The 21417-nt window shown below is 62.8% G+C and carries 21 protein-coding genes, 2 tRNA genes, 1 other RNA gene and 1 pseudogene; 13 read left to right on the forward strand and 12 right to left on the reverse strand.

The window, feature by feature from the left end:
• Window positions 1–4: 4 nt before the first annotated feature.
• Both DEIDE_RS00580 and DEIDE_RS00585 read right to left on the reverse strand, forming a co-directional pair.
• Window positions 5–1309, reverse strand: a complete 1305-nt coding sequence (locus DEIDE_RS00580; protein WP_012692030.1) for a thymidine phosphorylase — start codon at window positions 1307–1309, stop codon at window positions 5–7.
• 479 nt (window positions 1310–1788) lie between these two features.
• Window positions 1789–2745: a helix-turn-helix transcriptional regulator gene (locus DEIDE_RS00585; RefSeq protein ID WP_012692031.1), complete on the reverse strand. Its 957-nt coding sequence runs from the start codon at window positions 2743–2745 to the stop codon at window positions 1789–1791.
• A gap of 86 nt (window positions 2746–2831) precedes the next feature.
• Here DEIDE_RS00585 and DEIDE_RS00590 point away from each other — a divergent pair, with 86 nt between their 5' ends.
• The 3 genes from DEIDE_RS00590 to DEIDE_RS00600 all read left to right on the forward strand — a co-directional run bounded on the left by DEIDE_RS00590 (window position 2832) and on the right by DEIDE_RS00600 (window position 4471).
• Entirely contained in the window at window positions 2832–3317 is a 486-nt protein-coding gene (locus tag DEIDE_RS00590) for a DinB family protein (RefSeq protein ID WP_012692032.1), read from the forward strand.
• A 236-nt stretch (window positions 3318–3553) separates the two neighbouring features.
• Window positions 3554–4054: a DinB family protein gene (locus DEIDE_RS00595; protein ID WP_012692033.1), complete on the forward strand. Its 501-nt coding sequence runs from the start codon at window positions 3554–3556 to the stop codon at window positions 4052–4054.
• Between the two features lie 33 nt (window positions 4055–4087).
• Window positions 4088–4471 carry an ACT domain-containing protein gene (locus DEIDE_RS00600; RefSeq protein WP_012692034.1) on the forward strand — a complete coding sequence of 128 codons (384 nt, stop codon included), beginning with the start codon at window positions 4088–4090 and terminating at the stop codon, window positions 4469–4471.
• Between the two features lie 250 nt (window positions 4472–4721).
• Here DEIDE_RS00600 and ftsH read toward each other — a convergent pair whose 3' ends face one another.
• Window positions 4722–6590, reverse strand: a complete 1869-nt coding sequence (ftsH, locus tag DEIDE_RS00605; RefSeq protein ID WP_012692035.1) for an ATP-dependent zinc metalloprotease FtsH — start codon at window positions 6588–6590, stop codon at window positions 4722–4724.
• A gap of 159 nt (window positions 6591–6749) precedes the next feature.
• Between ftsH and DEIDE_RS00610 the strand changes: the two genes are divergently transcribed.
• Window positions 6750–8156 (forward strand): tetratricopeptide repeat protein, encoded by a 1407-nt coding sequence (locus DEIDE_RS00610; protein ID WP_012692036.1) that lies wholly within the window; start codon window positions 6750–6752, stop codon window positions 8154–8156.
• A gap of 230 nt (window positions 8157–8386) precedes the next feature.
• Window positions 8387–8803: a thioredoxin gene (trxA, locus tag DEIDE_RS00615; protein ID WP_012692037.1), complete on the forward strand. Its 417-nt coding sequence runs from the start codon at window positions 8387–8389 to the stop codon at window positions 8801–8803.
• Between the two features lie 150 nt (window positions 8804–8953).
• Here trxA and DEIDE_RS00620 read toward each other — a convergent pair whose 3' ends face one another.
• The 4 genes from DEIDE_RS00620 to DEIDE_RS00635 form a co-directional block, all read right to left on the reverse strand.
• The gene (locus tag DEIDE_RS00620; protein ID WP_012692038.1) at window positions 8954–11416 is read right to left on the reverse strand and encodes a glutamine--tRNA ligase/YqeY domain fusion protein; all 2463 of its coding nucleotides are present in this window, start codon (window positions 11414–11416) and stop codon (window positions 8954–8956) included.
• 90 nt (window positions 11417–11506) lie between these two features.
• Window positions 11507–11983 (reverse strand): multidrug DMT transporter, encoded by a 477-nt coding sequence (locus DEIDE_RS00625; protein ID WP_012692039.1) that lies wholly within the window; start codon window positions 11981–11983, stop codon window positions 11507–11509.
• Window positions 11984–12036: 53 nt separating this feature from the next.
• Entirely contained in the window at window positions 12037–13206 is a 1170-nt protein-coding gene (locus DEIDE_RS00630; RefSeq protein ID WP_012692040.1) for a S1C family serine protease, read from the reverse strand.
• Between the two features lie 69 nt (window positions 13207–13275).
• A complete protein-coding gene (locus tag DEIDE_RS00635; protein ID WP_012692041.1) occupies window positions 13276–13695 on the reverse strand; it encodes a hypothetical protein in 420 nt (139 codons plus the stop codon).
• Between the two features lie 143 nt (window positions 13696–13838).
• On the opposite strand from DEIDE_RS00635, the gene DEIDE_RS00640 reads away from it, so the two are divergent.
• A complete protein-coding gene (locus DEIDE_RS00640) occupies window positions 13839–14561 on the forward strand; it encodes an XRE family transcriptional regulator (protein WP_012692042.1) in 723 nt (240 codons plus the stop codon).
• A gap of 31 nt (window positions 14562–14592) precedes the next feature.
• Window positions 14593–15042 carry a gamma-glutamylcyclotransferase family protein gene (locus DEIDE_RS00645; protein ID WP_012692043.1) on the forward strand — a complete coding sequence of 150 codons (450 nt, stop codon included), beginning with the start codon at window positions 14593–14595 and terminating at the stop codon, window positions 15040–15042.
• Window positions 15043–15090: 48 nt separating this feature from the next.
• Here DEIDE_RS00645 and rpsO read toward each other — a convergent pair whose 3' ends face one another.
• On the reverse strand, window positions 15091–15366 hold the full coding sequence (rpsO, locus tag DEIDE_RS00650; RefSeq protein WP_012692044.1) for a 30S ribosomal protein S15: 276 nt from the start codon (window positions 15364–15366) through the stop codon (window positions 15091–15093).
• A gap of 183 nt (window positions 15367–15549) precedes the next feature.
• On the opposite strand from rpsO, the gene DEIDE_RS00655 reads away from it, so the two are divergent.
• Both DEIDE_RS00655 and ffs read left to right on the forward strand, forming a co-directional pair.
• A tRNA-Leu gene (locus DEIDE_RS00655) sits at window positions 15550–15632 on the forward strand.
• Window positions 15633–15724: 92 nt separating this feature from the next.
• An RNA gene (ffs, locus tag DEIDE_RS18290) (signal recognition particle sRNA small type) lies at window positions 15725–15823 on the forward strand.
• Between the two features lie 29 nt (window positions 15824–15852).
• Here the strand turns inward: ffs and DEIDE_RS00660 are convergent.
• Window positions 15853–16044, reverse strand: a complete 192-nt coding sequence (locus DEIDE_RS00660) for a hypothetical protein (protein ID WP_041226962.1) — start codon at window positions 16042–16044, stop codon at window positions 15853–15855.
• Between the two features lie 210 nt (window positions 16045–16254).
• On the reverse strand, window positions 16255–16635 hold the full coding sequence (locus DEIDE_RS00665; protein WP_012692045.1) for a hypothetical protein: 381 nt from the start codon (window positions 16633–16635) through the stop codon (window positions 16255–16257).
• Between the two features lie 28 nt (window positions 16636–16663).
• Between DEIDE_RS00665 and DEIDE_RS00670 the strand changes: the two genes are divergently transcribed.
• Entirely contained in the window at window positions 16664–17404 is a 741-nt protein-coding gene (locus DEIDE_RS00670) for a carbonic anhydrase (protein ID WP_012692046.1), read from the forward strand.
• 180 nt (window positions 17405–17584) lie between these two features.
• On the opposite strand, the gene DEIDE_RS00675 is transcribed toward DEIDE_RS00670, so the two are convergent.
• On the reverse strand, window positions 17585–18820 hold the full coding sequence (locus DEIDE_RS00675) for an aminopeptidase (protein ID WP_012692047.1): 1236 nt from the start codon (window positions 18818–18820) through the stop codon (window positions 17585–17587).
• Between the two features lie 108 nt (window positions 18821–18928).
• Here DEIDE_RS00675 and DEIDE_RS00680 point away from each other — a divergent pair.
• From DEIDE_RS00680 to DEIDE_RS00685, 3 genes and pseudogenes are all read left to right on the forward strand, one after another.
• A tRNA-Pro gene (locus tag DEIDE_RS00680) sits at window positions 18929–19005 on the forward strand.
• A 259-nt stretch (window positions 19006–19264) separates the two neighbouring features.
• A pseudogene (locus DEIDE_RS19820) lies at window positions 19265–19618 on the forward strand (response regulator transcription factor); the annotation flags it as partial.
• A gap of 42 nt (window positions 19619–19660) precedes the next feature.
• Entirely contained in the window at window positions 19661–20611 is a 951-nt protein-coding gene (locus DEIDE_RS00685) for a diguanylate cyclase domain-containing protein (RefSeq protein WP_338032132.1), read from the forward strand.
• 278 nt (window positions 20612–20889) lie between these two features.
• Here DEIDE_RS00685 and DEIDE_RS00690 read toward each other — a convergent pair whose 3' ends face one another.
• A complete protein-coding gene (locus tag DEIDE_RS00690; protein WP_242402929.1) occupies window positions 20890–21330 on the reverse strand; it encodes a rhodanese-like domain-containing protein in 441 nt (146 codons plus the stop codon).
• Window positions 21331–21417: the final 87 nt, after the last annotated feature.

Below are 21417 nucleotides of genomic sequence, written 5' to 3' on the forward strand. Positions count from 1 at the left end.
TGACTCAGTTCACTCGGTCAAGAATCAAAGGCTCAGGCTGCGGAGGCGTCTCACTGAGGCTCAGGCCGTCCTGGAGCAGCTGCCGTGCGGTCTCCAGGCCACGGCCATCACGGTGGTAGAGTCGCAGGACGGCCTCGCCGGCTTTCACCGACTCGCCGGGTTTGCGGATCAGTTCCACACCCACTCCGTGATCGATTGCCTCGCCCTTGCGCTCACGGCCTCCCCCCAGTGCCAACACAGCCCGGCCTACACTCAGGGCGTCTATCCGCCCGACAAAACCGGTCGTCGTGGCGGTAATGTCTGCGCGGCCAGGGGCCACATCAAATTTCGAGGGCTCATCCACGTAGCTGGCGTCTCCACCCTGCGCCTCGACAAAAGCCCGGAACCGCTGCAACGCCGAGGCGTCGGTCAGGGTAGTGCGGGCGCGTTTTTCAGCCTGGGCCGCGTCCTCTCCCTGGGCAGCCAGCGCTTCTACCGCCAGGGCCACACACAGCTCGGTCAGATCCTGCGGCCCCTCGCCCCGCAAGGTATCCAGCGCTTCCAGAACCTCCAGACTGTTGCCGGCCATATGCCCCAGCGGAGTGTCCATGTCGGTCAGCACAGCGCGCACCTGTCGTCCGGCGCGCGTCCCGATGTCCACCATGGCGCGTGCCAGACCGCGGCCGTCCTCCAGCGTGCGCATGAAGGCTCCTGCGCCGACCTTCACGTCCAGCACGACTGTATGAGCGCCTGAAGCCAGCTTCTTACTCATGATCGAGCTGGCGATCAGCGGGAGACAGTCCACTGTGGCCGTCACATCGCGCAGGGCATACAGTTTGCCGTCCGCCGGAGCCAGATCCTTGCTCTGCCCGACCAGTGCAAGACCGATTTCGCGCGCCTGTGACAGAAACTGCGCTTCTTCCAGTTCCGAACTCCAGCCTGGAATGCTTTCGAGCTTGTCGATTGTCCCGCCTGTATGCGCCAGACCACGGCCGCTCATCTTGGCCACGGTCAGTCCCAGTGCCGAGAGCATGGGGGCCAGAATCAGGCTGGTTTTGTCGCCCACGCCTCCGGTGGAGTGTTTGTCCACCGTCCGCGGCAGGTCACCCAGGTTCATCAGGTCGCCGCTCTGCGCCATCATCAGGGTCAGGTCGGCCGTCTCCTGCTCAGCCATGCCTTTCAGGTACACCGCCATCAGCCAGGCGCTGATCTGATAATCCGGAACCTCGCCACGGGTATACCCCAGCACCAGCGCTTCAAGCTCCTCGCGGGTATGGGTCTGGCCGTCGCGTTTCTTGCGGATCAGATCTGGGATGTTGAATGAAGCCATGCGGCATTGTACTCAGGGCCTCCGGACACCCGGAGAGCGGCCTGAGGCAAGGTCAGCGGCCGTGGTTCCTGGCTGGTCCAGCCCATGTGGGCATGGGGACCGTCGCCCTAGGGTTTGTTGGCTCCACAGTGGCCCAGTGCGGCGCGCATCTCAGGCGGGCCCGCCGCGTTCAGGTCATCCCGCAGGACCAGAGGCCTGTCCGGCACCAGGGTAACGGTGGTCATGGCCTCCGGCTGTTCTGGCTCTTCACCCTCAGCAGGTAATGCAGCGCACCCGCCGGACAGGTACGGTCAACCGCAGCCACCTCCTTTGCAGCCGCCTGATCCGCCTGGGTCCGTGCCCTTCACCCGACCGAATCATCGCAGGAAGGGCACGGACCCAGTTGGCAACAGGCATGCATCGCCGGACGTTCTACTACACTGTTACGCCTTGTCCGCTGTACGTCTTGCCATAAGCGGGGTCATTGTCCGTGGGGGTGCTCATGACGCAGCGGAAGTAACCTGCTGTGCACAGCGCTGAGCGAGGGTGGCAAAAGCTGCACGCAGTTCAGGCGGGTCGTCTACCCGGAAAGACACTCCAAGCCCCAGCAGAAACGCCGCAAATGACTCCAGCCGGTCGCGCTGGGCACGCAGCCGGGTCCCGCCCGCCTCGGGCACGATTTCGGTGCACCAGGTGGAAACCCGGCCACGCAGCTCTTCAGGTGGGCATGCCAGCCAAACGCTGAGCTCATGCGTCTGGATTTCGGGGAATGCAGCGCGCACCACTGCGGCCGCGTCGAAGCTGGCCGGGGCGACAAAACGAGTGTCAAGCACGCACAGCTCCTCCATCCGGTCCAGCCGGAACGAGCGCAAAGCCCCGCGAAGCAGGCACCAGCCCACTGCATACCAGCGGCCATCCAGATGCAGAACACGGTAGATATTGGCCTGCCGGGTCGTACCTACTCCCTGCGCAGCGACATACCGGAATTCAACCGTCCGCGATTCGCGTACCGCGCGGAGCAGGGTAGCCAGCAGGGCAGCGTCGGTACTGACCACCCAGGGCGAGGCGTCGAGCTGAACAGCGGTTTCCAGGGCCTGCACTCCGTCGCGCAGGGGTGCCGGCAGGGTGCGTGAAAGCTTGGCACCAGCTGCTTCGGCCGCAGGCGCCAGGGCGTGCAGGCCCAGGTGCCGTAAGGCTCGCAGCCCCAGAGCCAGGCTGAGCGCCTCCTCGTCGGTAAACATCAGCGGCGGCAGCCGAAATCCGGGTTTCAGACAGTAGGCGCCGCCGACACCACGCCGGCCCTCCACAGGAATCCCCAGGTCCTGTAGCCGGGTTACATAGCGCTGCACCGTGCGGGGGCTGACTTCCAGACGGCGGGCCAGCTCCGCGCCAGTCACGCTTTCGCGCGCCTGCAGCAATTCCAGCACAGTCAGCACCCGCATGGAGGGGTCATACATAGATCCAGTCTAAAAGAGAAAAGCGACACGTTCTGACGGCAATGCCGGTTACGCTGTGGGCAGATTTAACCCAAGGAGGTTCATATATGACGATCCACACCATGCCCGCTGCTGTCCTGACGCTTGACGATCTGCTGACCCACTGGCAGGGACACCGGGGGCTGACCCGCCGCGTCATTGAAGCCTTTCCCGAAGACGCCCTGTTCAGCTTCACGGCGGCGCCACCCATGCGCTCATTCGGTGAGCTCGCCTGGGAACTCCAGGGTCTGACCGACTACTGCCTGAAGGGCCTTGCCCAGAATGACTGGAGTTGGCAGCCGCCCCAGGAACCTGATCCCAAAGACCGCTCTGCCCTACTGACTGCCTGGGACGCCCAGACGCCCCGGCTGGCTCAGGCATTGCCACTCGCTGACCCCGAGTGGCTCATGCGCAAGCAGGAGATGGCCTGGGGTCAGCTGTCACCGCTGGAAACTCTTCTGTATGCCATAGACAACGAAAACCATCACCGCGGACAGGGTTACGTGTACCTGCGTGCCCTGGGCATTGAGCCTCCCGCCTTCTACGAGCGTTAAGCCACTCAGCGCACGCCACCTGCGCCTGGACTTCTGGTTCTGGAGCGGAGTGGCTGTGCAGCTGCCCCAGTCATGGGTTCGGGCAGGTTGGTCGGAATTCGTGACGTCCTCAATCTGGCAGGTCGCTCAACGCTACGCCTGCTGATCTCTGTCCCTGGCAACCGACACAGGTCAAGGTGCATCCATATGCTCAGGCGAATGCTGGTTTCTTGCACCAGTCATTACAGGAGACTTTTATGGCCGACACGACCCTGATCCTCAGCGCTTTCCGCCGCAATGCCCGCGTCAACACGGTCCTCCTGTCAACCATGACCTCAGCGGACCTGGATATCAATGACAGCCGGGGCGGCTGGAGCGTGGGGCAGCACCTGGGGCATCTGGCAGGCTTCCGCGCAGGCTGGCTGTCGCACATCTCACCAGCCCATGCCTCCGGGTTACCGGAAGTGGTAGCTGGAACCGAAGAGAACTTCTGGCTCACGACGCGTGACGTCGCGCAGCTGGCCCACGCTCTGGACAAAGGAGACGAGGCTGCGCTGAACGCTGTCCAGGCTGCCCTGGATGAGGGACGTGGTTTTGAAGGTGTGTACACCTCGCACCCCACCGGTTTCCTGATGCATACGGTGGTGCACGACAGCCATCACCGGGGCCAGATCATGTCGCTGCTGCGTCAGGGTGGCCGTTCGCCAGAAGAGATGGACGCGCTCGACCGTCGGACCTGGGCCATCTGGCGCGAGTAGGACTGACCCGACCTGTGCATGCCAGCATAGGGAATGCCTCCATGTCTGACCCTGTCTCTGCTTCCGGCTGCTTTCGCCGTAGTCCGGCTGCCCATCAACGGACCATTGCCTGCACCCGGCGGGATTTTCTTCAACCTGACCCTGACGGCTGAAGAGTGCTCGGTGGTCTGCGAGGAACACCTCGTGCCGCAAGGAGCGCGGGCTCAGCACGGTTGGGTGGCCTTTAAGCTGCACGGACCTTTCGAATTCAGCCTGACCGGCATCCTGGTTTCGGTCCTGGAGCCGCTGCGTGACGCTGGTGTCGGGATCTTTGCGCTGAGCACCTTCGATACCGATTACGTGCTGGTGGCCCGGACTCAGCTTCGAGACACGCTAACAGCTCTGCGCGCCGCTGGGCATACGGTGCTGGAGGCGTAGAACGTCTTGTGCGACCTCTGCCTCAGGTTGCTCTGATGCATCTGCTCCGGTGAACACGCTGAGGCGACACCTGTAAGCTGCTATTGACCACATGCAGGTAGAGTCCTGCCGTGTGGACAGGCAGTCAATGTTTGTAGGGGCGCGAGATCCGGAAGCAACAGCAGCGGAACACCAAAGAGAACAAAGCCGCGCAGCATAAACAAAAACCCCCGCCGGAGCGGGGGCAATTGCATTGTCTGGTACTGGGTCGTCAGGCGGTGGTCTGGGGCATGGGCTGGCTGTGGCCTCCCACGCGGGCCACGGCTTCGCGCACCACGTCACCGGTAATGAGTTCCTGCGAAAGCAGGGCGTCGGCCACTTCGTGCATGGCCTGCTTGTACTCGGTGACAATCTCGCGCGCACGCTCGAAAGCGCGGTTCAGGATGCGTTTGACGTCCTCGTCCACCAGCTGAGAGGTGTGCTCACTGAACATCTTGGGCTTGGCCATGTCCTCGCCCAGGAAGACCGGACCGCTGTCGGTGGTCAGGGCCATGTTCTTGAAGTTATCGCCCATGCCCCACTCGAGAACCATCTTGCGGGCAATGTTGGTCGCCTTGCGGAAGTCGTCCGCGGCTCCCGAGGTCACGCTGCCCATAAACACTTCCTCTGCAGCGCGTCCACCCAGCGCCACGATCAGCTGGTTTTCCAGGCGCTCCTTGCTCATCAGCACCTGTTCTTCCGGCAGATAGAAGGCAGCGCCCAGCGCGCGACCGCGCGGAATGATGCTGACTTTCTGAAGCTTGTCGCTGCCAGGAATCACCGCAGCGGTGACTGCGTGTCCGGCCTCGTGGTAGGCGATGGCCTTTTTCTCCAGGTCGCTGATGGTCAGGGAACTGTTTTCCAGGCCCAGCGTGATCTTGTCCAGCGCACGGTAGAAGTCGCTCATGTCGATCTGCGTCTTGCCGATGCGCGCGGCTTCCAGAGCGGCCTCGTTGGTGACGTTCTTGAGGTCGGCACCACTGAAATACGGGGTGCTCTTGGCAATTTCCTCGACATCCACCCCCGCAGTCAGGGGCTTGTTGCGCAGATGAACCTTCAGAATCGCCTCGCGCTCCTTGAGGTTGGGCAGGTCAATGGTGACCTGACGGTCGAAGCGCCCGGGGCGCAGCAGCGCCGGGTCCAGCACGTCGGGGCGGTTGGTCGCGCCCAGCACAATCACGCTGCTGGATTTGTCGAAGCCGTCCATTTCCGACAGGATCTGGTTGAGGGTCTGCTCGCGCTCGTCGTGTCCGCCGCCGATACCTGCACCACGCTTGCGTCCGATGGAATCGATCTCGTCGATGAACATGATGGCCGGAGCGCTCTTGCGGGCGTCCTCGAACAGGGTGCGTACACGGCTGGCGCCGACACCCACGAACATCTCCATGAATTCCGAAGCAGAAACCGAGAAGAACGGCACATCGGCCTCGCCGGCAATCGCTCGGGCCAGCAGCGTCTTACCGGTGCCGGGAGGGCCGACCAGCAGCACGCCCTTGGGAATCTCAGCGCCAAGCTGGTGGTACTTGGCGGGATTTTTCAGGAAGTCCACAACTTCGATAAGTTCGCGCTTGGCTTCCTCGTGACCGGCCACGTCGGTAAACTTGGTCTGGACACGGTTTTCCTTGCCGTACTTCTTGGCCTTTGACTGGCCAAACTGCATGACGCCGCTCTGGCCGCCCTGGGCGCGCATAAAGAAGAAGTACATCAGGCCGAACAGCAGGAAAATCGGCAGCAGACTGACGAAAATTGACAGCCACTGGCTGGGAGCTTCAAAGCGGTAGTTGACAGCCTTGGCCTCAAGCTGCGGAATAAGCGTGCTGTCGGGCGTTGCAAGGTTTCCGGGCAGCCGCACAGTGAAGTTGGAGACGTTATCGCGTTCCTGCACGCCCTGCGGGGTGTTGACCGGCACCTTGGTGGGGCCGTTGAGCGTAACACTGGCATTTTCCTGCCGGATGATGATGCTCTTGATCTGCCCCTGTTCCAGCAGGGACCTGAACACGTTGTAATTGACGGTGGACCGCCCCATATTCCCGGTTTGTGAAAACATCAGAAACAGGGCCAGCACAAACAGAACGATCAGCCAGGGATTGAGCCGCCTCAAGGGTAAGCCTCCGGGAGAAAGGGTGAAATAGGGCGAGCGGGACGCCACGCGCCCCGTGGACTTGAGTGTACCAAGCTCAAGATGTATGTGTGTCCCGCAGGTTACGGACCGGGTTCACGAATCCCAAAGTTTCGTGCTGGCGCGCTATGCTCGCCTACGATGATCGACGTCGCCACCACCTGGCAACAGGCTTGCACGGCCCTCGCCGCAGGCGACTATGATGCGGCTTTTGCCATTCTGGAAGCGGCCAGCCGCGAAGTTCGTCCGCCTGAACGTGCTCAGCTGGCGGTGTATCTGGCCAGTATTCATGCCCTGTACGGAGACACGGCCACCGCCGAGACCCGCGCGGCGCTGCAACTGGCCCTGCACTACAACCCTGCCTTTCAGGCTGACCCGCTGTGGCAGGCCCTGAACGCTGAACTGGAGGCACGGACCCTTGAGGGGCAGGCGACGCCCCCTGAGCCTGCCGTACGCGAGGCTCCCGAGCCTCTGGCCCGTTTTCACGCGCTATGTGCGCTGGCGCTGGGCGGCGATCCGCAGGGAGCGCTGGATGTTCACGTCACCCCGCAGGAACTGCCAATACATCTGCGCTGGCGTCTGCGCAGCTGGCAGGCGGATGCCCATGAGCAGCTGGGCCAGACTGCAGAGGCCGTGCACCTGTATGCCGAGGCTGCCCACCTGGCAAGTGGCCTGGACCGTGCAGTGATGCTCCAGGAGCAGGCTGCCCTGCTGCTGCAACAGGGCATGAGTGCCGAGGCGAAAGCAGCGTTGGACCAGGCCCGGCCGCTGTACACGCCCGGCACGCTGCCCGAGGACGAAGCCCTGAATCTGGCCACATGGCATTACCTGCGGGCTCAGGCCCTGCTGAATATGGGACAGCCTGACACCGCACACGACATGATCCGTGAGGCTGACCGCCTGGAGCGGCAGTACGGTGATCCCAGCTACGGCGTGGCGCTGGTACGCGGTCAGGTGCTGACCCATCTGGGACAGCCGGAGCAGGCCCTGGCGGCCTTCGAGCAGGCCCTGGCCCTGGCGACCGACGGGGACCGTCCCTATGCCAACCACGAGCTGGGTGTGGCGCTGCTTGACCTGGACCGTCCTGTGGAAGCCCGCGAAAAGCTGGAAGCAGCCCAGCAGGAGCCGGAGTACCCCTATGGCCCCGAGGTCCTGGCGGATCTGGCTGAATGCGACTACCGGCTGGGGCGCATGCATGAAGCCCAGCACCTCGCCGAGCAGGCTCTGGCACTGGGCGCCGTGGTTCCGGCCAGTCTGGTCCTGGGCAGCGTGGCCATGGACTATTACCACCTGGACGAGGCCCTGGATCACTACGAACGCGTGGTGCAGGAAGCCGCGCCCGAGAGCCGCGACTGGATTACGGCTCATCAGATGGCGGCCGATGTCATGGCCCAGCAGGGCTTCCCGAACCCCGCTGCCGCCTATGCACATGCCCAGCAGGCGCTGGCCCATACTCCCGAAAGCGATGACTGGTACGTGACCCTGCGTGACCACCTGAAGAAGGCCGAGGAACTGATGAGCCAGCAGGGTGGACGCATGCTGAACTGAAGGAAGCGCCCGGTCAACAATTCCCGCACTGCACCCTGACAGAAGGAAACAAGGTGTGGCTTTGTCAGCGCCATTATCTTCCACTGAACAGACGCAGAAGCCGCTAAAAAGATCCGGAGTGGACTGGATTCAGCGTTGCAGCTGAGAATGGGGGTGGGCCGCTCAGGTGTCGGTAGGGCGTCGAAGCAACGTTATGGCTGGTTTTCGTGCTTTCAACTCCGGAGGTTTACATGAGCCATGTGCTGCAATGCACCCAGTGTCAGGCAAAAAACCGTGTCCAGGCCGTACCTGGCGGGGCGGTGCCAGTATGTGCCCGGTGTGGGGCAGCGCTGCCCTGGCTGCACGACGGCACCGATGACAGTTTCGCCCAGGACATCCAGGCAGGCGTGCCGGTCCTGGTGGACTTCTGGGCGCCGTGGTGCGGTCCCTGCCGGGTGGTGGGTCCCATGCTTGAGCAGATTGCGCGCGAGCGCCCAGGACAGGTACGGATCGTCAAGGTCAATGTGGACGACAACCCCCAGACGCCCTCTCAGTTTCAGGTGCAGGGCATTCCTACCATGATTATTTTCAGGAATGGCCAGCCAGTGGACCGTGTGGTCGGCGCCGCCGGCAAAGCCGCTATCGAGGCGCGGCTGTTTCCGTCGTGAACTGAAAGCTCCTGCTTTCTCGCGGCGACGGAGGTTTATCGATCAGGTGCCCGTCCTGAAAGGGAAGAGCCTGAAGAACAACACTTATAGGCGGCCCGCGCTCGCGCCTTAGGAGGCTGCCAGTGTGGGCCGCTGAATTCTAAATCTCGACTATTTGCCGTTCAGGGCGTGCGTCAGGCCTGCAGCCACCTGCTTGGGGTCGGCCTTGCCGCCGGTGGCGCGCATGACCTGTCCTGTAAAGAAGCCCATCAGCGCGGTTCTGCCGCTGCGGTAGGCCTCCACCTTGTCGGGGTTGGCTGCGAGCACAGCCTCGATGGCGCCCTGCAATTCATTCTCGCTGAGGCCAGCATTCAGGCCTTCGCGTTCGATGATTACGGCGGGTGCCTCGCCACTCGCCGCTGAGCGGGTCAGGGTGTCGCGCGCCACCCGAGTGGTGATCTGACCACCCGCCAGAAGGCTGGCCAGCGGAGCAAGGTCAGCAGCGCTGATCTTGACCTGGCCCGCACGCACAAGTCCTGCCATGTCATTCACAGTCCAGGAGGCCACCTGACCGAAGGTCGAATCCGCAAGCGCGTCATTCAGGAAGGTCAGCAGCTGGGGATCACGCGCAAGGGTCCGGGCATCGGCTTCCGCTGCTCCCAGGGCTCGCAGGCGGCTGGCTTCTGCCTCCTGTTCGGGGCTGAGCGCATGCACTTTCTGGGGGGCTGCGGGCGCAGGGTCCTCTTTCGGTGCGGTTTTCCTGGGCGCGGCAGCCTGGGGGGCGGCGGTCTGGGCGCCTTTGCCCCAGGTGTCTTTCAGGGTGATGATCCGTCCGAACACCAGGGCGTCCTCGCGGCTGTCCACCGGATCGCGCCAGAAGTAGCCCTGCCGCTCGAACTGGTAGCGGGTGTCCTGTGGGTCATTGGCCACGCTGGGCTCCACGAAACCCTGGTGCACGCGCAGGCTGTCCGGGTTCAGAAAGCGCAGGAAGCCCGCGTCCAGCGAGGACGCTTCGTTCTCGTGGCTCATGTGCTCGGGGTCAAAGTCCGGCGGATTCAGCTCCGAGCCGCTGTCTTCCGGGTTCTCGCCCTCGGGATTGGGCACGCGGAACAGGCGGTCGTAGAGGCGGAACTCGGCGGGCAGGGCCTGGGCAGCGCTGACCCAGTGGATGACACCGCCCGCTTTGGCTTCCTCGCCCAGCAGGGTGGCGTGCACGCGCGTGACCTGACCGGCTTCATCGGTCTCGAAACGGTCAGCTCGGATAATTCCGGCGCCGCGCAGCCGCACGGTTCCGCCTGGCGTCAGGCGTTTGTAGCCTTTGGGCGGATCAGCGTGAAAATCCTCGCGCTCGATGTACAGCTCGCTGCTCAGCGGAACCTGACGCACCGCCTCTTCCGGCGTCACGCGCCGTCCATCAGGCAGACCGACAAGACCGTCAGGTGAGTCACGGATCACGTCGAAGGGCCAGTAGGGAAGACTCAGGGTCCGGGCACCCTCCAGGTCGCTCAGGGTGACGGGCAGCGGGTCAAGCACGGCCATCACACGCGGCGCCCGGTGATTCAGGTCGTCACGCACGGCATTCTCGTAGACACTGATGTCCACGGTGCGGTTGGTGCGGCTCACGCCGATCTGCGCGGCAAAAGCCCGCACGGCCTCCGGCGTCACGCCCAGTCGGCGCTGGGCCCGCAGCGTCGGCATGCGCGGATCGTCCCAGCCGTTGACGACGCGTTCCTCGATCAGCCGGCGCAGCTTGCGCTTGCTGGTAATGGTGTACTCCAGCCCCCGGCGCCCGAACTCGTACTGGTGCGGCCGGGGCTCGAAGCCCAGCTTGTCCATCAGCCAGTCGTAGATGGCGCGGTTGTCCACGAATTCCAGGCTGCACATGCTGTGTGTGACGCCCTCCAGGGCATCTTGCAGTGGGTGCTGAAAGTCGTACATGGGATAGATGCACCACTGGTTGCCGGTGCGGTAGTGATGGCCGCGCAGGATGCGGTACAGCACCGGGTCGCGCAGTTTCATGTTGGGACTGCCGAGATCGATTTTCGCGCGCAGGGCATGCTGACCATCGGCGAATTCTCCGGCCCGCATGCGCCGGAACAGGTCCAGGTTCTCTTCGGGCGTCCGGTCGCGGTAGGGGCTGGGGCTACCGGGCGTGGTGGCGTTGCCGCGCAGACGGGCCATCTCGTCGGGGGAGACGCTGTCCACGTAGGCGTCACCCTGGGTGATCAGCTGCTCGGCGTAGGCGTAGTAGCGCTCGAAATTGTCCGAGGCGTAGTACAGGTGCTCGCCCCAGTCCCAGCCCAGCCAGCGCAGGTCGTCGGCAATAGCCTCGGCGTATTCCTGGGTGGCCAGCGCGGGATTGGTGTCGTCCATGCGCAGGTGGTAGCGCCCGCCGTACTGCACGGCCGTCTGAAAATCCAGAAAGGAGGCAAACACGTGGCCCAGGTGTGCGTAGCCGCTGGGCTCTGGCGGAAACCGGGTCACGATCTGCGGGTACCGGCCTTCCTGAAGGTCGCGTTCGATGATCTCGGTGATGAAATTGGGACTGACGCGGGCCGCAGGCCTGAAGCCGGAACTGTGCCCGGAATGGCCGGGACCGGCGTGGCCATTGGCAGAAGGGTCGTGGGCCGTCATCCCGTCAGCATATCGCCCTGCACGGATGAAGCGGCATGAAACAACAAAAAGGCGCTCCCGGGACAGGGGAGCGCCGGGCGTAGCCGGGATTCAGGCAGCGGGTTGCTCGCTCACGGCGGGTTCGCTGACCTCACCGCGCCGGGCCCGCGCCGGACGCTCGGTGGGCGCGTCGGTCGGCGTAGCGGCAGGAGCCGCGCCAATGCGGGTCAGGGTATCGGCAAAGGCGCGCAGGGCGTCGCTGCTTTCCAGGTCAGCCACAGCGCGGGCATTCAGGGCCCCCAGTTCTTCGCGGGTCACCGCGTATTCAGGCGCCTCATGGCCTTTGAGGCCCTGCAGCACGCTGTAGGCCGTCCGGGCCTCAATGGTCGCACCTTTGGCGGTGGTCAGCGCCGGCTGCGCACTCATCTCGGTCCCCACCAGGGTGATGTTGTCCGGGGAGATCAGGGTCACCCGGTCGCCCCGTTCCTCCATATGGGCCGCGAGTTGCAGCAGGCTGCGCAGATCGCGCATCCGGGTAAACAGGTCCAGGTGCGCAAGCATGGCGCCGGCTTTTTTCAGGGTATCCATATCCGCATTATTATGTTTAAAGCAGAATTGTCAAGAGGCATTCTTAAGATACGTCAGTTCCGCAGGCTGCTTCGGCCAGCCAGCGTCATCTTGACGTTCAGGGTCTGACTGCCCCGCAGCACCGTCAGCGTCACGGTATCTCCGGGTTGATAGGAGCGCACGGCGTACTGGAACTGGCTGAAGTTCACAATGCGTTTTCCGTTGACAGCCGTTACCACGTCACCCGCCAGCTTGCGACCCTGCGGGTCATAGCGCAACGCCTGCAGACCGGCCTGAGCTGCTGGACTCCCGGGTGTGACTCCCGTAAAGAACGCTCCTGGTGTGTCGCCCAGCCCCAGTTTCAGCAGTTCATTGGCTTCCTTGAAATCCTCGGCGCTGAGTTCGGTCAGCAGCATGAAGTTCCCACTCAGGCTGATGCCGATCACCGGAGCCTCGCGCTTGACTCCACGTTGCAGGTCAGCCACCAGAGAATCGTTGGCAGTCACCGGCACGGCGTAACTGGTGATGTCCTGATTACGCCCCTGCACCGTAATGAAGCTCACGACCCCCGTGACCTCGCCCCGCGGATTGAGTACCGGACCTCCGCTGTCTCCGGGACGCAGCGGCGCGGTAAGTTCCAGGGTTCCGGCCGGAAAGTCGGCGCGCCCGGCGTCGGCGTCCAGGCCGATCAGGCGACCGGTTTTGGCCTGCAGGAAGGCGCCGGCGCCGTTGCCCACCGCCAGAGCGGTCTCTCCGATCTGCGGCCGCGCCGTGGCCAGCGGAAGGAACGGGGTCCCTTTCGGCACGTTGACGCGCAGCAGCGCCACATCACGCTGATCGTCAAACCCCAGAACTTCCACCTTGTACCGCTTCCGGTCGACCGTCACAGCTGAAAGGTTCTTGGCGTCAAACACAACATGGTAGGCCGTCAGGGCAAGCCCGTCGTCGGAAATCAGGAACGCCGTTCCAACGCCGTCAGGATCGGTGCAGTCGTTGGGTGGGCAGTCCTCGATGCGCAGGGTGGCTGGACGTACCTTGGGAAACAGCGTCTGAAGCGTACTCAGTTCGCTGCTGTTCAGGGGCGCTGGAGCAGGCCTGGTTTGCCTGAACGCCGGCTGGGCCGGAGGCTCGGCACTTTGCGCGCTGGTGGCAGGAGCCGGGCCAAGAGTGAGAAGCAGAGTGAGAATCAGGACAGGCCGGGTCAGCCGAAAGGCCACCGGTGCGCCAGGCGCTGATGGGTGCATGCCTCATTGTCCCGATGAGCCAGAAGATCTCTGTAACGAACGTTCTGATCGTGTACTGAGCGTCCCGGATTACCCTTTGGGACTGGAAACCTCCGGCGCATGGGAACCCTGCAGTTCTGCCAGGATTCCAGGATCAGGAGCCAAGGATTCCTCCAGGCTCCGCGTGTCGGGACCATGGAGTCCCAGCCATTTTTCAATAAGGCCACCCAGCCGGCTCAGGATTCTTGGACCACTCCACCCGGTGACACAGGCAAAGGCCAGCAGCAGCGCTGGGTCTGGCGCCGGAGAAACGGCCGCGCTGAGCAAGGCGCTGACGCTCAGGGCCGCGATGCCCGCAGCAGTGGCCTGAGCCAGGGCGAGGCGCAGGGGCGGGGCTTTGGGACGCGCAAGCTGACGGGTGAGCTGAGTCAGACTGCCTGCCAGAAAGGTTGCAGCCAGAAGGGGCGCCAGGGCAATCAGAGCGGAGGCAAAGGATACGGAAGAGGACATGGCCAACCTCCTGAGACCGTACAGGACGGCAAAAGAATCGACTCTGTTGTGAACGTAACTGGCCTCTACTTTATATGTCTACAGACATAAATTCAAGCAGGCTGAATTCCAATCTTTGGACTCAGGATGTCTACACTGGCTCTATGTCCCCTGAGTCCGGTGCTGTGTCTCCTGATGAGCTGTCCAGCGCTGTAGCCGACTGGTTGCGCGAACGCAGGGCGGCTCTGGGTCTGCAGCAGGCAGACATCAGCGCCCGTACAGCCAGTCTCAGCGGAGAGACCGGCCGGGTGACACAGCCGTACCTCAGCCGCCTGGAGAGAGGGACACGGCTGCTGTCGTCACTGACGCCCGCGCGTCAGGACGCGCTGCGCCGAGCCCTGGAGCTTACAGCCAGCGAATGGATTGCCCGGACCGGGCTGCCCCTGCTGACTCCTGTGCCAGGCGAGGACGTTCTGGGAACCCTGGAACTCGTGCGCGTTCCGGTCCGGGCTCTGGCCACCGCCGGACTGCCCCTCACCGAGGACTTCGAAAGTATCATCGACCACGAGCTCGTGCCGCTGCGCGACCACCGACCCGGCATGCTGGTGCTGGAAGTGCAGGGTGATTCCATGACCACCGACGGCGGCGCAGGCGGCATCCGGTCAGGAGACCGCATCTATGTGGACGCTGGAGACCTTGATCTGCGCGAGGGCCGCGTCTATGTGCTGCACGTCCCCGGGCTGGGGCTGACCGTCAAACGGCTGCGCCGATACGGCCGGGAGCTGTGGCTGACCAGCGACAACCCGGATCATCCCCCGGTGCGGCCCGAGGAAGCCACCACAGTGGGCCGGGTGTACTACCACCAGCCACGCGGCCATCGCCTCTAGGCCCGTAAGCGCCCGGTATAACAGAAGCAAGATGAGTGAGCCGCTGACCACCGTGTTTGTCTACGGAACCCTGATGCCTGGCGAGCGCAATGCTCATGTGGCCGCGCGGGGCGGGCCCTTTGTGGCCCGCCCGGCTGCGCTGCCCGGATATCGCCTGCTGCACCTTGACCCGGAGGCCTATCCCGCGCTGCAGCCGGGAGAGCCCGGCGAACAGGTCGCGGGTTACGCCCTGACCTACGAACCGGATGCCTGGGCAGCAGCCCTGCCTTTTCTGGACGCTCTGGAAGGCCTCGATGAGGAGCCGCCGCTCTACACACGCGAGCGGGTGCAGCTCCGGCTGCAGGGCGGCCAGACGCAGCCGGCCTGGGTCTACGTCTATGCCCGCACCGAGCGCCTCCAGGGTCCAGGCGTAACTCATCTGCCGGAGGGCCGCTGGACGGTGCTGGACAAACGTACGCGGCCTCATCCCGATCACCGATAACAAACAAAACCGCCGCCCGGTACCGGGCGGCGGAAGGGTTGCCGGAGTTCAGCGAACGATGCGCTGGCCGCGGCGGATCTTGAGCTGATCGGTCAGAGCAATGTACTCGTCGTAGTTCTTGCGCTCGAGGTACTTGAGCAGACGGCGACGCTGGCCGTTCAGAAGCTGCAGGCCCCGCTGACCGTGCTTGTCCTTCTTGTTGGCGGTCAGGTGAACCGACAGGTTGTTGATGCGCTCGGTCAGCAGTGCGATCTGAACTGCGGTGCTGCCGGTATCGTTGGCGCTCTTGGCGTGGGCCTGGATGGTCTGTTGTTTGTCGATCATGGAAAAACCTCTGGTGTTATGAAGTCCCGCGCGCAGCAGCCGGGCAAACAAGGGCCCACCGCTCGCGGCGGCAAACGTGAGCATACCACGCGGAAGACTGGAATCAAGAGGCGCGAAGTAGCCGTCTGCCTTGACAAGGACAAAGGTGACCCCTAGTATTGCTTTCGCCTCTCAGACAAGTGTGCTCGGGTGGCGGAATTGGTAGACGCGCACGTTTGAGGGGCGTGTGGGTAACCGTGTGGGTTCAAGTCCCATCCCGAGCACCAGACAAATGCCGGACGTCCTAGTGACGCCGGCATTTTCCATTGTGTGTCCTGAGGCTGTCATAGGCAGCGCATGTGCTATCTTCTGCAACGCATTGCTGGCGTAACGCAGCGTGAACGCCTGAACCTGGTCAGGGCCGGAAGGCAGCAGCCATAAGGGATGATTCGCGGGTGCCGTTGCTCACCGGCAATGCTTTTTTGTTGCCTGCATCGGCTGTAGAGCTTATCGGGTCAGGCGCTGCAGTTCAGACTGTGAGGCCAGCCGCCGGGCCTCGCGCACCTCGCGCTCGCTCCATAAATAACCGTCGGGACCAGCCCGTTCGCCAAGGTGATGCCACAAGGCAGGAAGGAATTTGGGGTCCCTGGCGAAGGCAGCCGGCCATCTCGGAACAGTCATGAAGAGCTGAGGGGTCATGCCGACACTGTGCTCCTTCACTGTGCGCCTGCTATATCACCGGGACATCTGGCAGGCGTCAGCGGCGGGTCAGGCTTGGTATTCGTTCCTGGTTTTAACTCAGAAAAAATCAGGATGGACAGGAACAACTTTTCTGGACAGTTCCTCAGAGGACACTGCTGCGTTCCAGTAGACAGCCTTCCTGGCAAGGGGCACTTTCGGGAGGGCTGGTCAGATGGTCTTGGGTTGCAGTACCAGGGCCTGCACTTCCCTGACCACAGCCAGCTCGCGCAGCTGTTCGGCGTCAAGGTCACCGGCTTTGGCCAGCGTTTCTGCCTTCTTGCGGTCTACGGTCGCAACTTCCAGTGCTGCTGCGTCTCCAAAGGCTTCGCGGAAGCGGTCCATGGGATATTCCACGCGGCGCGAAACCTTGAGGGTGGCCCGGTACAACTCGGTCTCGGCCTGGGCTCCCGACAGGAGGGCAGCCTTGATCTGGGCCGCCAGTTCGTCGCGCTCGGCTTCCAGACCCAGCAACGTGTCTCGCAGCATGGCGTAGCGTTCCAGCAGCGCCGGAAGGTCCAGGGTCTGGTGATCTGATCCGGCATTCGTCATAACAGACAGGATACGGGCGTCCGCTAACATGCTGCACGTGAGTGACCGTCCTGACTCCCTGCCCCTAGATGCTGCCGACATGCGCCGCCGCCTTCTGGACGCGATCCGGCGGGGCGCGAGCATGGAAGACATCGCCAATCTGCAACCTACCCGCATTCAAAACGCCGAGGCGGCCATCCAGGCCCTGAAAGACGGCAACGCCCGCTTCTTCTCGGGCCAGGGGGGACGTGCCGATGTGGGTGCCAACGAGCGGCGCGCGCAGATTATGGAACAGACCCCCTTTGCAGCGGTGCTGGCCTGCAGCGACAGCCGGGTGCCGGTTGAACTCGTCTTCGACGTCGGTTTAGGCAATCTTTTTGTCGTGCGCGTGGCCGGGAACGTGGTCGGCGAATCGGGACTGGGCACCCTGGAATACGCGACCGAGCACCTGGATGTTCATCTGATCGTTGTTATGGGTCACGAGGGGTGCGGCGCTGTGGCGGCGGCCCTGATGCCCGAAGACGCCCTTGCCCGTGAGCCCGAAAACCTGCAGCGCCTGATCCGGCGGATTCAGCCGAGCGTAGTGGAACTTCCACGGATCCGCGACAAGAAGGCCCGCATGCGGGAAGCCGTGCTGAGCAACGTGCGGCATCAGGTGCACCTGCTGCGCCAGCAGCCAGTCATTCGCGCTGCCGAAGAACGTGGACAGATCCGCGTGATCGGAGCGTTCTATGAGATCGGGTCGGGAGCGGTGGATTTCCTGACTGAAGAAGAAGATCTGCGCCTCTGAGCCGACCATTCCAGAACGAGGCGGGCCTATACAGGCCCGCCTCGCAACGTTGGGAGGCGGTTATTCGGATGCCCCCTCAATTGTTTCGCCCGGAGGGCAAATGCTGCTGGGAACTCGCCGGAGAACAGAGCCCAGGCGCTGACTCCGCGTATGTTTCCGAAGACAGCTACCCCACCGGTCTTAGATCACGAACTCGCCGTTGCGCATGACCGGTTCCCGGCTGCCGTCGCGGGTCAGACCGTCCACGTTCATTTCACTGCTGCCGATCATCCAGTCCACGTGCGTCAGGCTGTCGTTGCCTCCGGCTGCGTTGAACTCCTCGAGGCTCATGTCCACCCCGCCGCGGACGTTGAAGCGGTACGCGCTGCCGATTGCGATGTGGGAAGCCGCGTTCTCGTCATACAGCGTGTTAAAGAAAAACAGTCCGGAGCGGCTGATGGGGCTGGAGTGCGGCACCAGCGCAACTTCACCCAGCCGGTGGCTGCCTTCGTCAGTGTCGATCATCTGCTTTAGGGTGTCTTCGCCCTGCTTCGCGCTGGCGCTGGTCACACGGCCACCTTGAAACTCGATACGAATGCCGTCAATCAGCACCCCGTTGTAGGACAGCGGCTTGGTGCTGACTACCACGCCGTCAACGCGCTCGCGGTGCGGCGCAGTCCACACTTCCTCGGTGGGAATGTTCGCTGTGAAAGTAATGCCGCTGGGGGTGTCGGCCGCGCCACCGCCCCAGATATGATCGTCGGCCAGGCCCACGGTCAGGTCCGTGCCGCCTCCCTGGAAATGCAGCGCAGCGTACTGCTTGCTGGTCAGCAGGTCACGCCGGCGCTTCAGGTTCGCCAGGTGGGTTTGCCACTGCTCGACGCCGTCGGGCTGGTCCGCCCGCGTGGCTGCGAAGATCGCGTCCCACTGCTTGTCCATCGCTTCTTCGGCACTGGCGTCAGGAAACATCAGAGCAGCCCAGCCGGGAATCGGGGCACTGATCAGGTTCCAGTTCAGTCGGTTGGTCATGACCTGCGCCGTATAGGGTTTACGGTAAGCCGCAAGTGTGCGCTGGTACGTCGCCACGCGCTGCGCATCCACGTTGCCCAGGAGGTTGGGATTGGTGGCCCGGATGGCAATCACCGCGCCACCTGCTTCTGCCGTCTCGATCTCGGCGTCTACCCTCCAGCGGCTGATCTGCTCAAAGGAACCTTCTGGCGCCAGTTCAAACCGGGCCAGCTGTATGTCGTCATCATCCCAGCGCACATCTACGAAGCTCGCACCAGCAGCGTAGGCTTCGCGCACCAGCGCACGTGCCAGTGGAGCCGTATCGACTGGAGCCTGAACCAGCACCCGCTGACCTTCCTGAATGCCCAAACCGACGCGTACGGCCAGCCGCGCGTAATTGCGCAGCTTTTCTTCAAATGTCAATGCCATAGCTGGCAGGATATACGCCACTCTCAGGCAGGGTCCTGCCCATCCGGTCACCTGGATGCCTCCCTTGACGGATTCGGGGGGGCCATCTATAGTCTTGGGGCTGGCCGTCGAGGCGTAGCGCAGCCTGGTAGCGCACTACCTTGGGGTGGTAGGGGTCGTGAGTTCAAATCTCGCCGCCTCGACCAGCACAGAACTCCCTCCTAGAGGGAGTTTTTTCGTTTGTATGAGTGGTAGTACGTCTGGGTGGATCTGCCTGATCACCGATGCACGAGTGAGCTGTCGGCATTCGGATGTTCCGGTGAGGTCGCCGTGAACTGAAATCCTGAAGAATCCGTCTGTACGCTCACCTGATAAGGAAACCCGATAGGCTGGGCGGGCTCTCAGCTCAACATTCAGACTCCGGGTTGATAGATGCTGATGCACCACCCCTAACGGGAACACCTTATGACCCCAAATATCCTCCTCATCGAAGACAATCCCGACATTACCAACGTCGTGAAATACGACCTGGAACAGGCCGGGTATCAGGTGATGACGGCAGAAGACGGGTCTTCCGGGCTGACATCTGCCTGGGAAAATCAGCCTGATCTGGTTATCCTCGATCTGGGTCTGCCGGATTTCAGCGGTGAAGAAGTTGCCCGGCGGCTGCGTGCCACCAGCGATGTGCCGGTCATCATCCTGACGGCCATGGACGCTGTGGAGCAGAAGGTCAGCCTCCTGAGAGCCGGGGCCAACGATTACATCGTCAAGCCTTTCTACCCGGAAGAGCTTCTGGCCAGGGTCGAGGTGCAGCTGCGTGCGCGAGCGGGATCAGGTGAGGACACGGCTCCTGGGCCTTCCGTGTCCAGGGAGCCCTCCTTCCCCAATCCCCTGCCAGTCCACCTGCAGTCCAGCGATCAGCCGCACTGGCTCTCGCTCCTTGCTGCCGCCCTGACACATACCACCAGTGGCATCAGCATTACGGCCAATACCGACGAGCATCCAGTCGTGTACTGTAACCCCGCCTTTGAGCGCCTGACGGGGTACACCTCGTCGGAAATCCTCGGCCAGAGCTGGCGTGTGTTGCAGGGTGAACATACCGACCCTGATGCCCTGGTGGGGATCTATGAGGCTATAGAGGCAGGAAAGCCGACTGATCTGGTGATGTTGAACTACAGAAAGGATGGCAGTAGTTTCTGGAGCGCGCTCAATCTTGGCCCGATCAGGAACGAGGAAAATGCCGTGACCCACTTTATCGGGGTACACACAGATGTGACTGACCGGGTCAACACCCAGCGTGAACTGGAGCACCGGGCCTACACCGACATCCTGACAGGACTGGCAAACCGGGCTCAATTCATGATGGAACTTAAGCAGGAAGCGGCCCAGCCAGAAAGCCAGGGCCTGTTCGCCCTGGCGTTCATTGATCTGGACGGCTTTAAAGCCATTAATGACTGTTTCGGGCACGAGGCAGGTGATGAACTGCTCAGGCAGGTTGCACAGCGGTTGAGGGGCGTCGTGCGGAACGTTGACCTGGCCGCGCGTCTGGCAGGTGACGAATTCGTCCTGCTGCTGCGACATGTGGACTCGGACGCCGCCCTTGAACTGATTGCGCAGCGGACCCTCGCGGCATTCCAGCCAGCCTTTGAGCTGGAAGCATTTTCGGTGACTGTGCACGCCAGTGTTGGCCTGGTCCGCCATCGTCCGGGGGAGAGCGCCGTGCAGATGCTGTCAAGGGCGGATCAGGCCATGTATCAGACCAAGCGACAGGGAAAGAATGACTTTACTCTGGACCTGACGACGCTGGGGTAGAACGGCGTAGGCCGGGATGTCTTCCGGTTTATGGCGTGGACGTCACGGCCAGTCATACAGTGTATGAGACGAAGGAACCTCTTTCCACGGTGCCCCCATCGGCAATAGCTGCATCAAACAATGACGCCGCTGAAGGTAGAGCAAAAAAGTTTGACGTACGCTGCTGGAAAATGACCCGGCTTCAAGCTTCTGCCCGGCAACCCTGCGAAGGCTGACAAACAGCCTGAGGGGTACATTTCTGCCTCTGGGGAGGTGCTGGTGTTCCTTCCCCGCTCAGGTCAGCCTCCGGTGTGATCCTTGACCACAGGCCGTCCTGCTTCAGTCCAGGCCTTCATCCCGCCGTCCAGATGGGCAACCTTCGTATAACCCATCTGCCGGAGGGTATCGGCAGCCAGCGCAGAACGACCTCCAGCCGCGCAGTGCAGGATGATACGCCGGTCAGGGTCGAACTCGCTGCGGTGGTAGGGGCTGGAGGGGTCTGCATAGAACTCCAGCATGCCGCGCGGTGCTGTCACTGCCCCTGGAATAGTACCTGTCTGAGCCTGTTCACCCGGCTCGCGGAGATCAATCAGGACAGCGTCGCCGCGCTCAAGTTCTGAGGCAACCTGGTCAACCGACAGGTTCTCGATCCGGGACTTGGCCTCCTGAATCAGTTGAGTAGCGGTTTTCGTAAGCATCTGCTCCTCCTTGATGGGCCGGGTGGAAACGTTCTGGTTCATGCAGGCGCGCCTCTACAGCCCTGCGTATCCCAGCCGGCTCTGTCTGATACACAACGCAGAATGTGAGTCTCAGCGCGGATGAAAATC

This window comes from Deinococcus deserti VCD115 (assembly GCF_000020685.1).
Lineage (GTDB): Bacteria > Deinococcota > Deinococci > Deinococcales > Deinococcaceae > Deinococcus > Deinococcus deserti.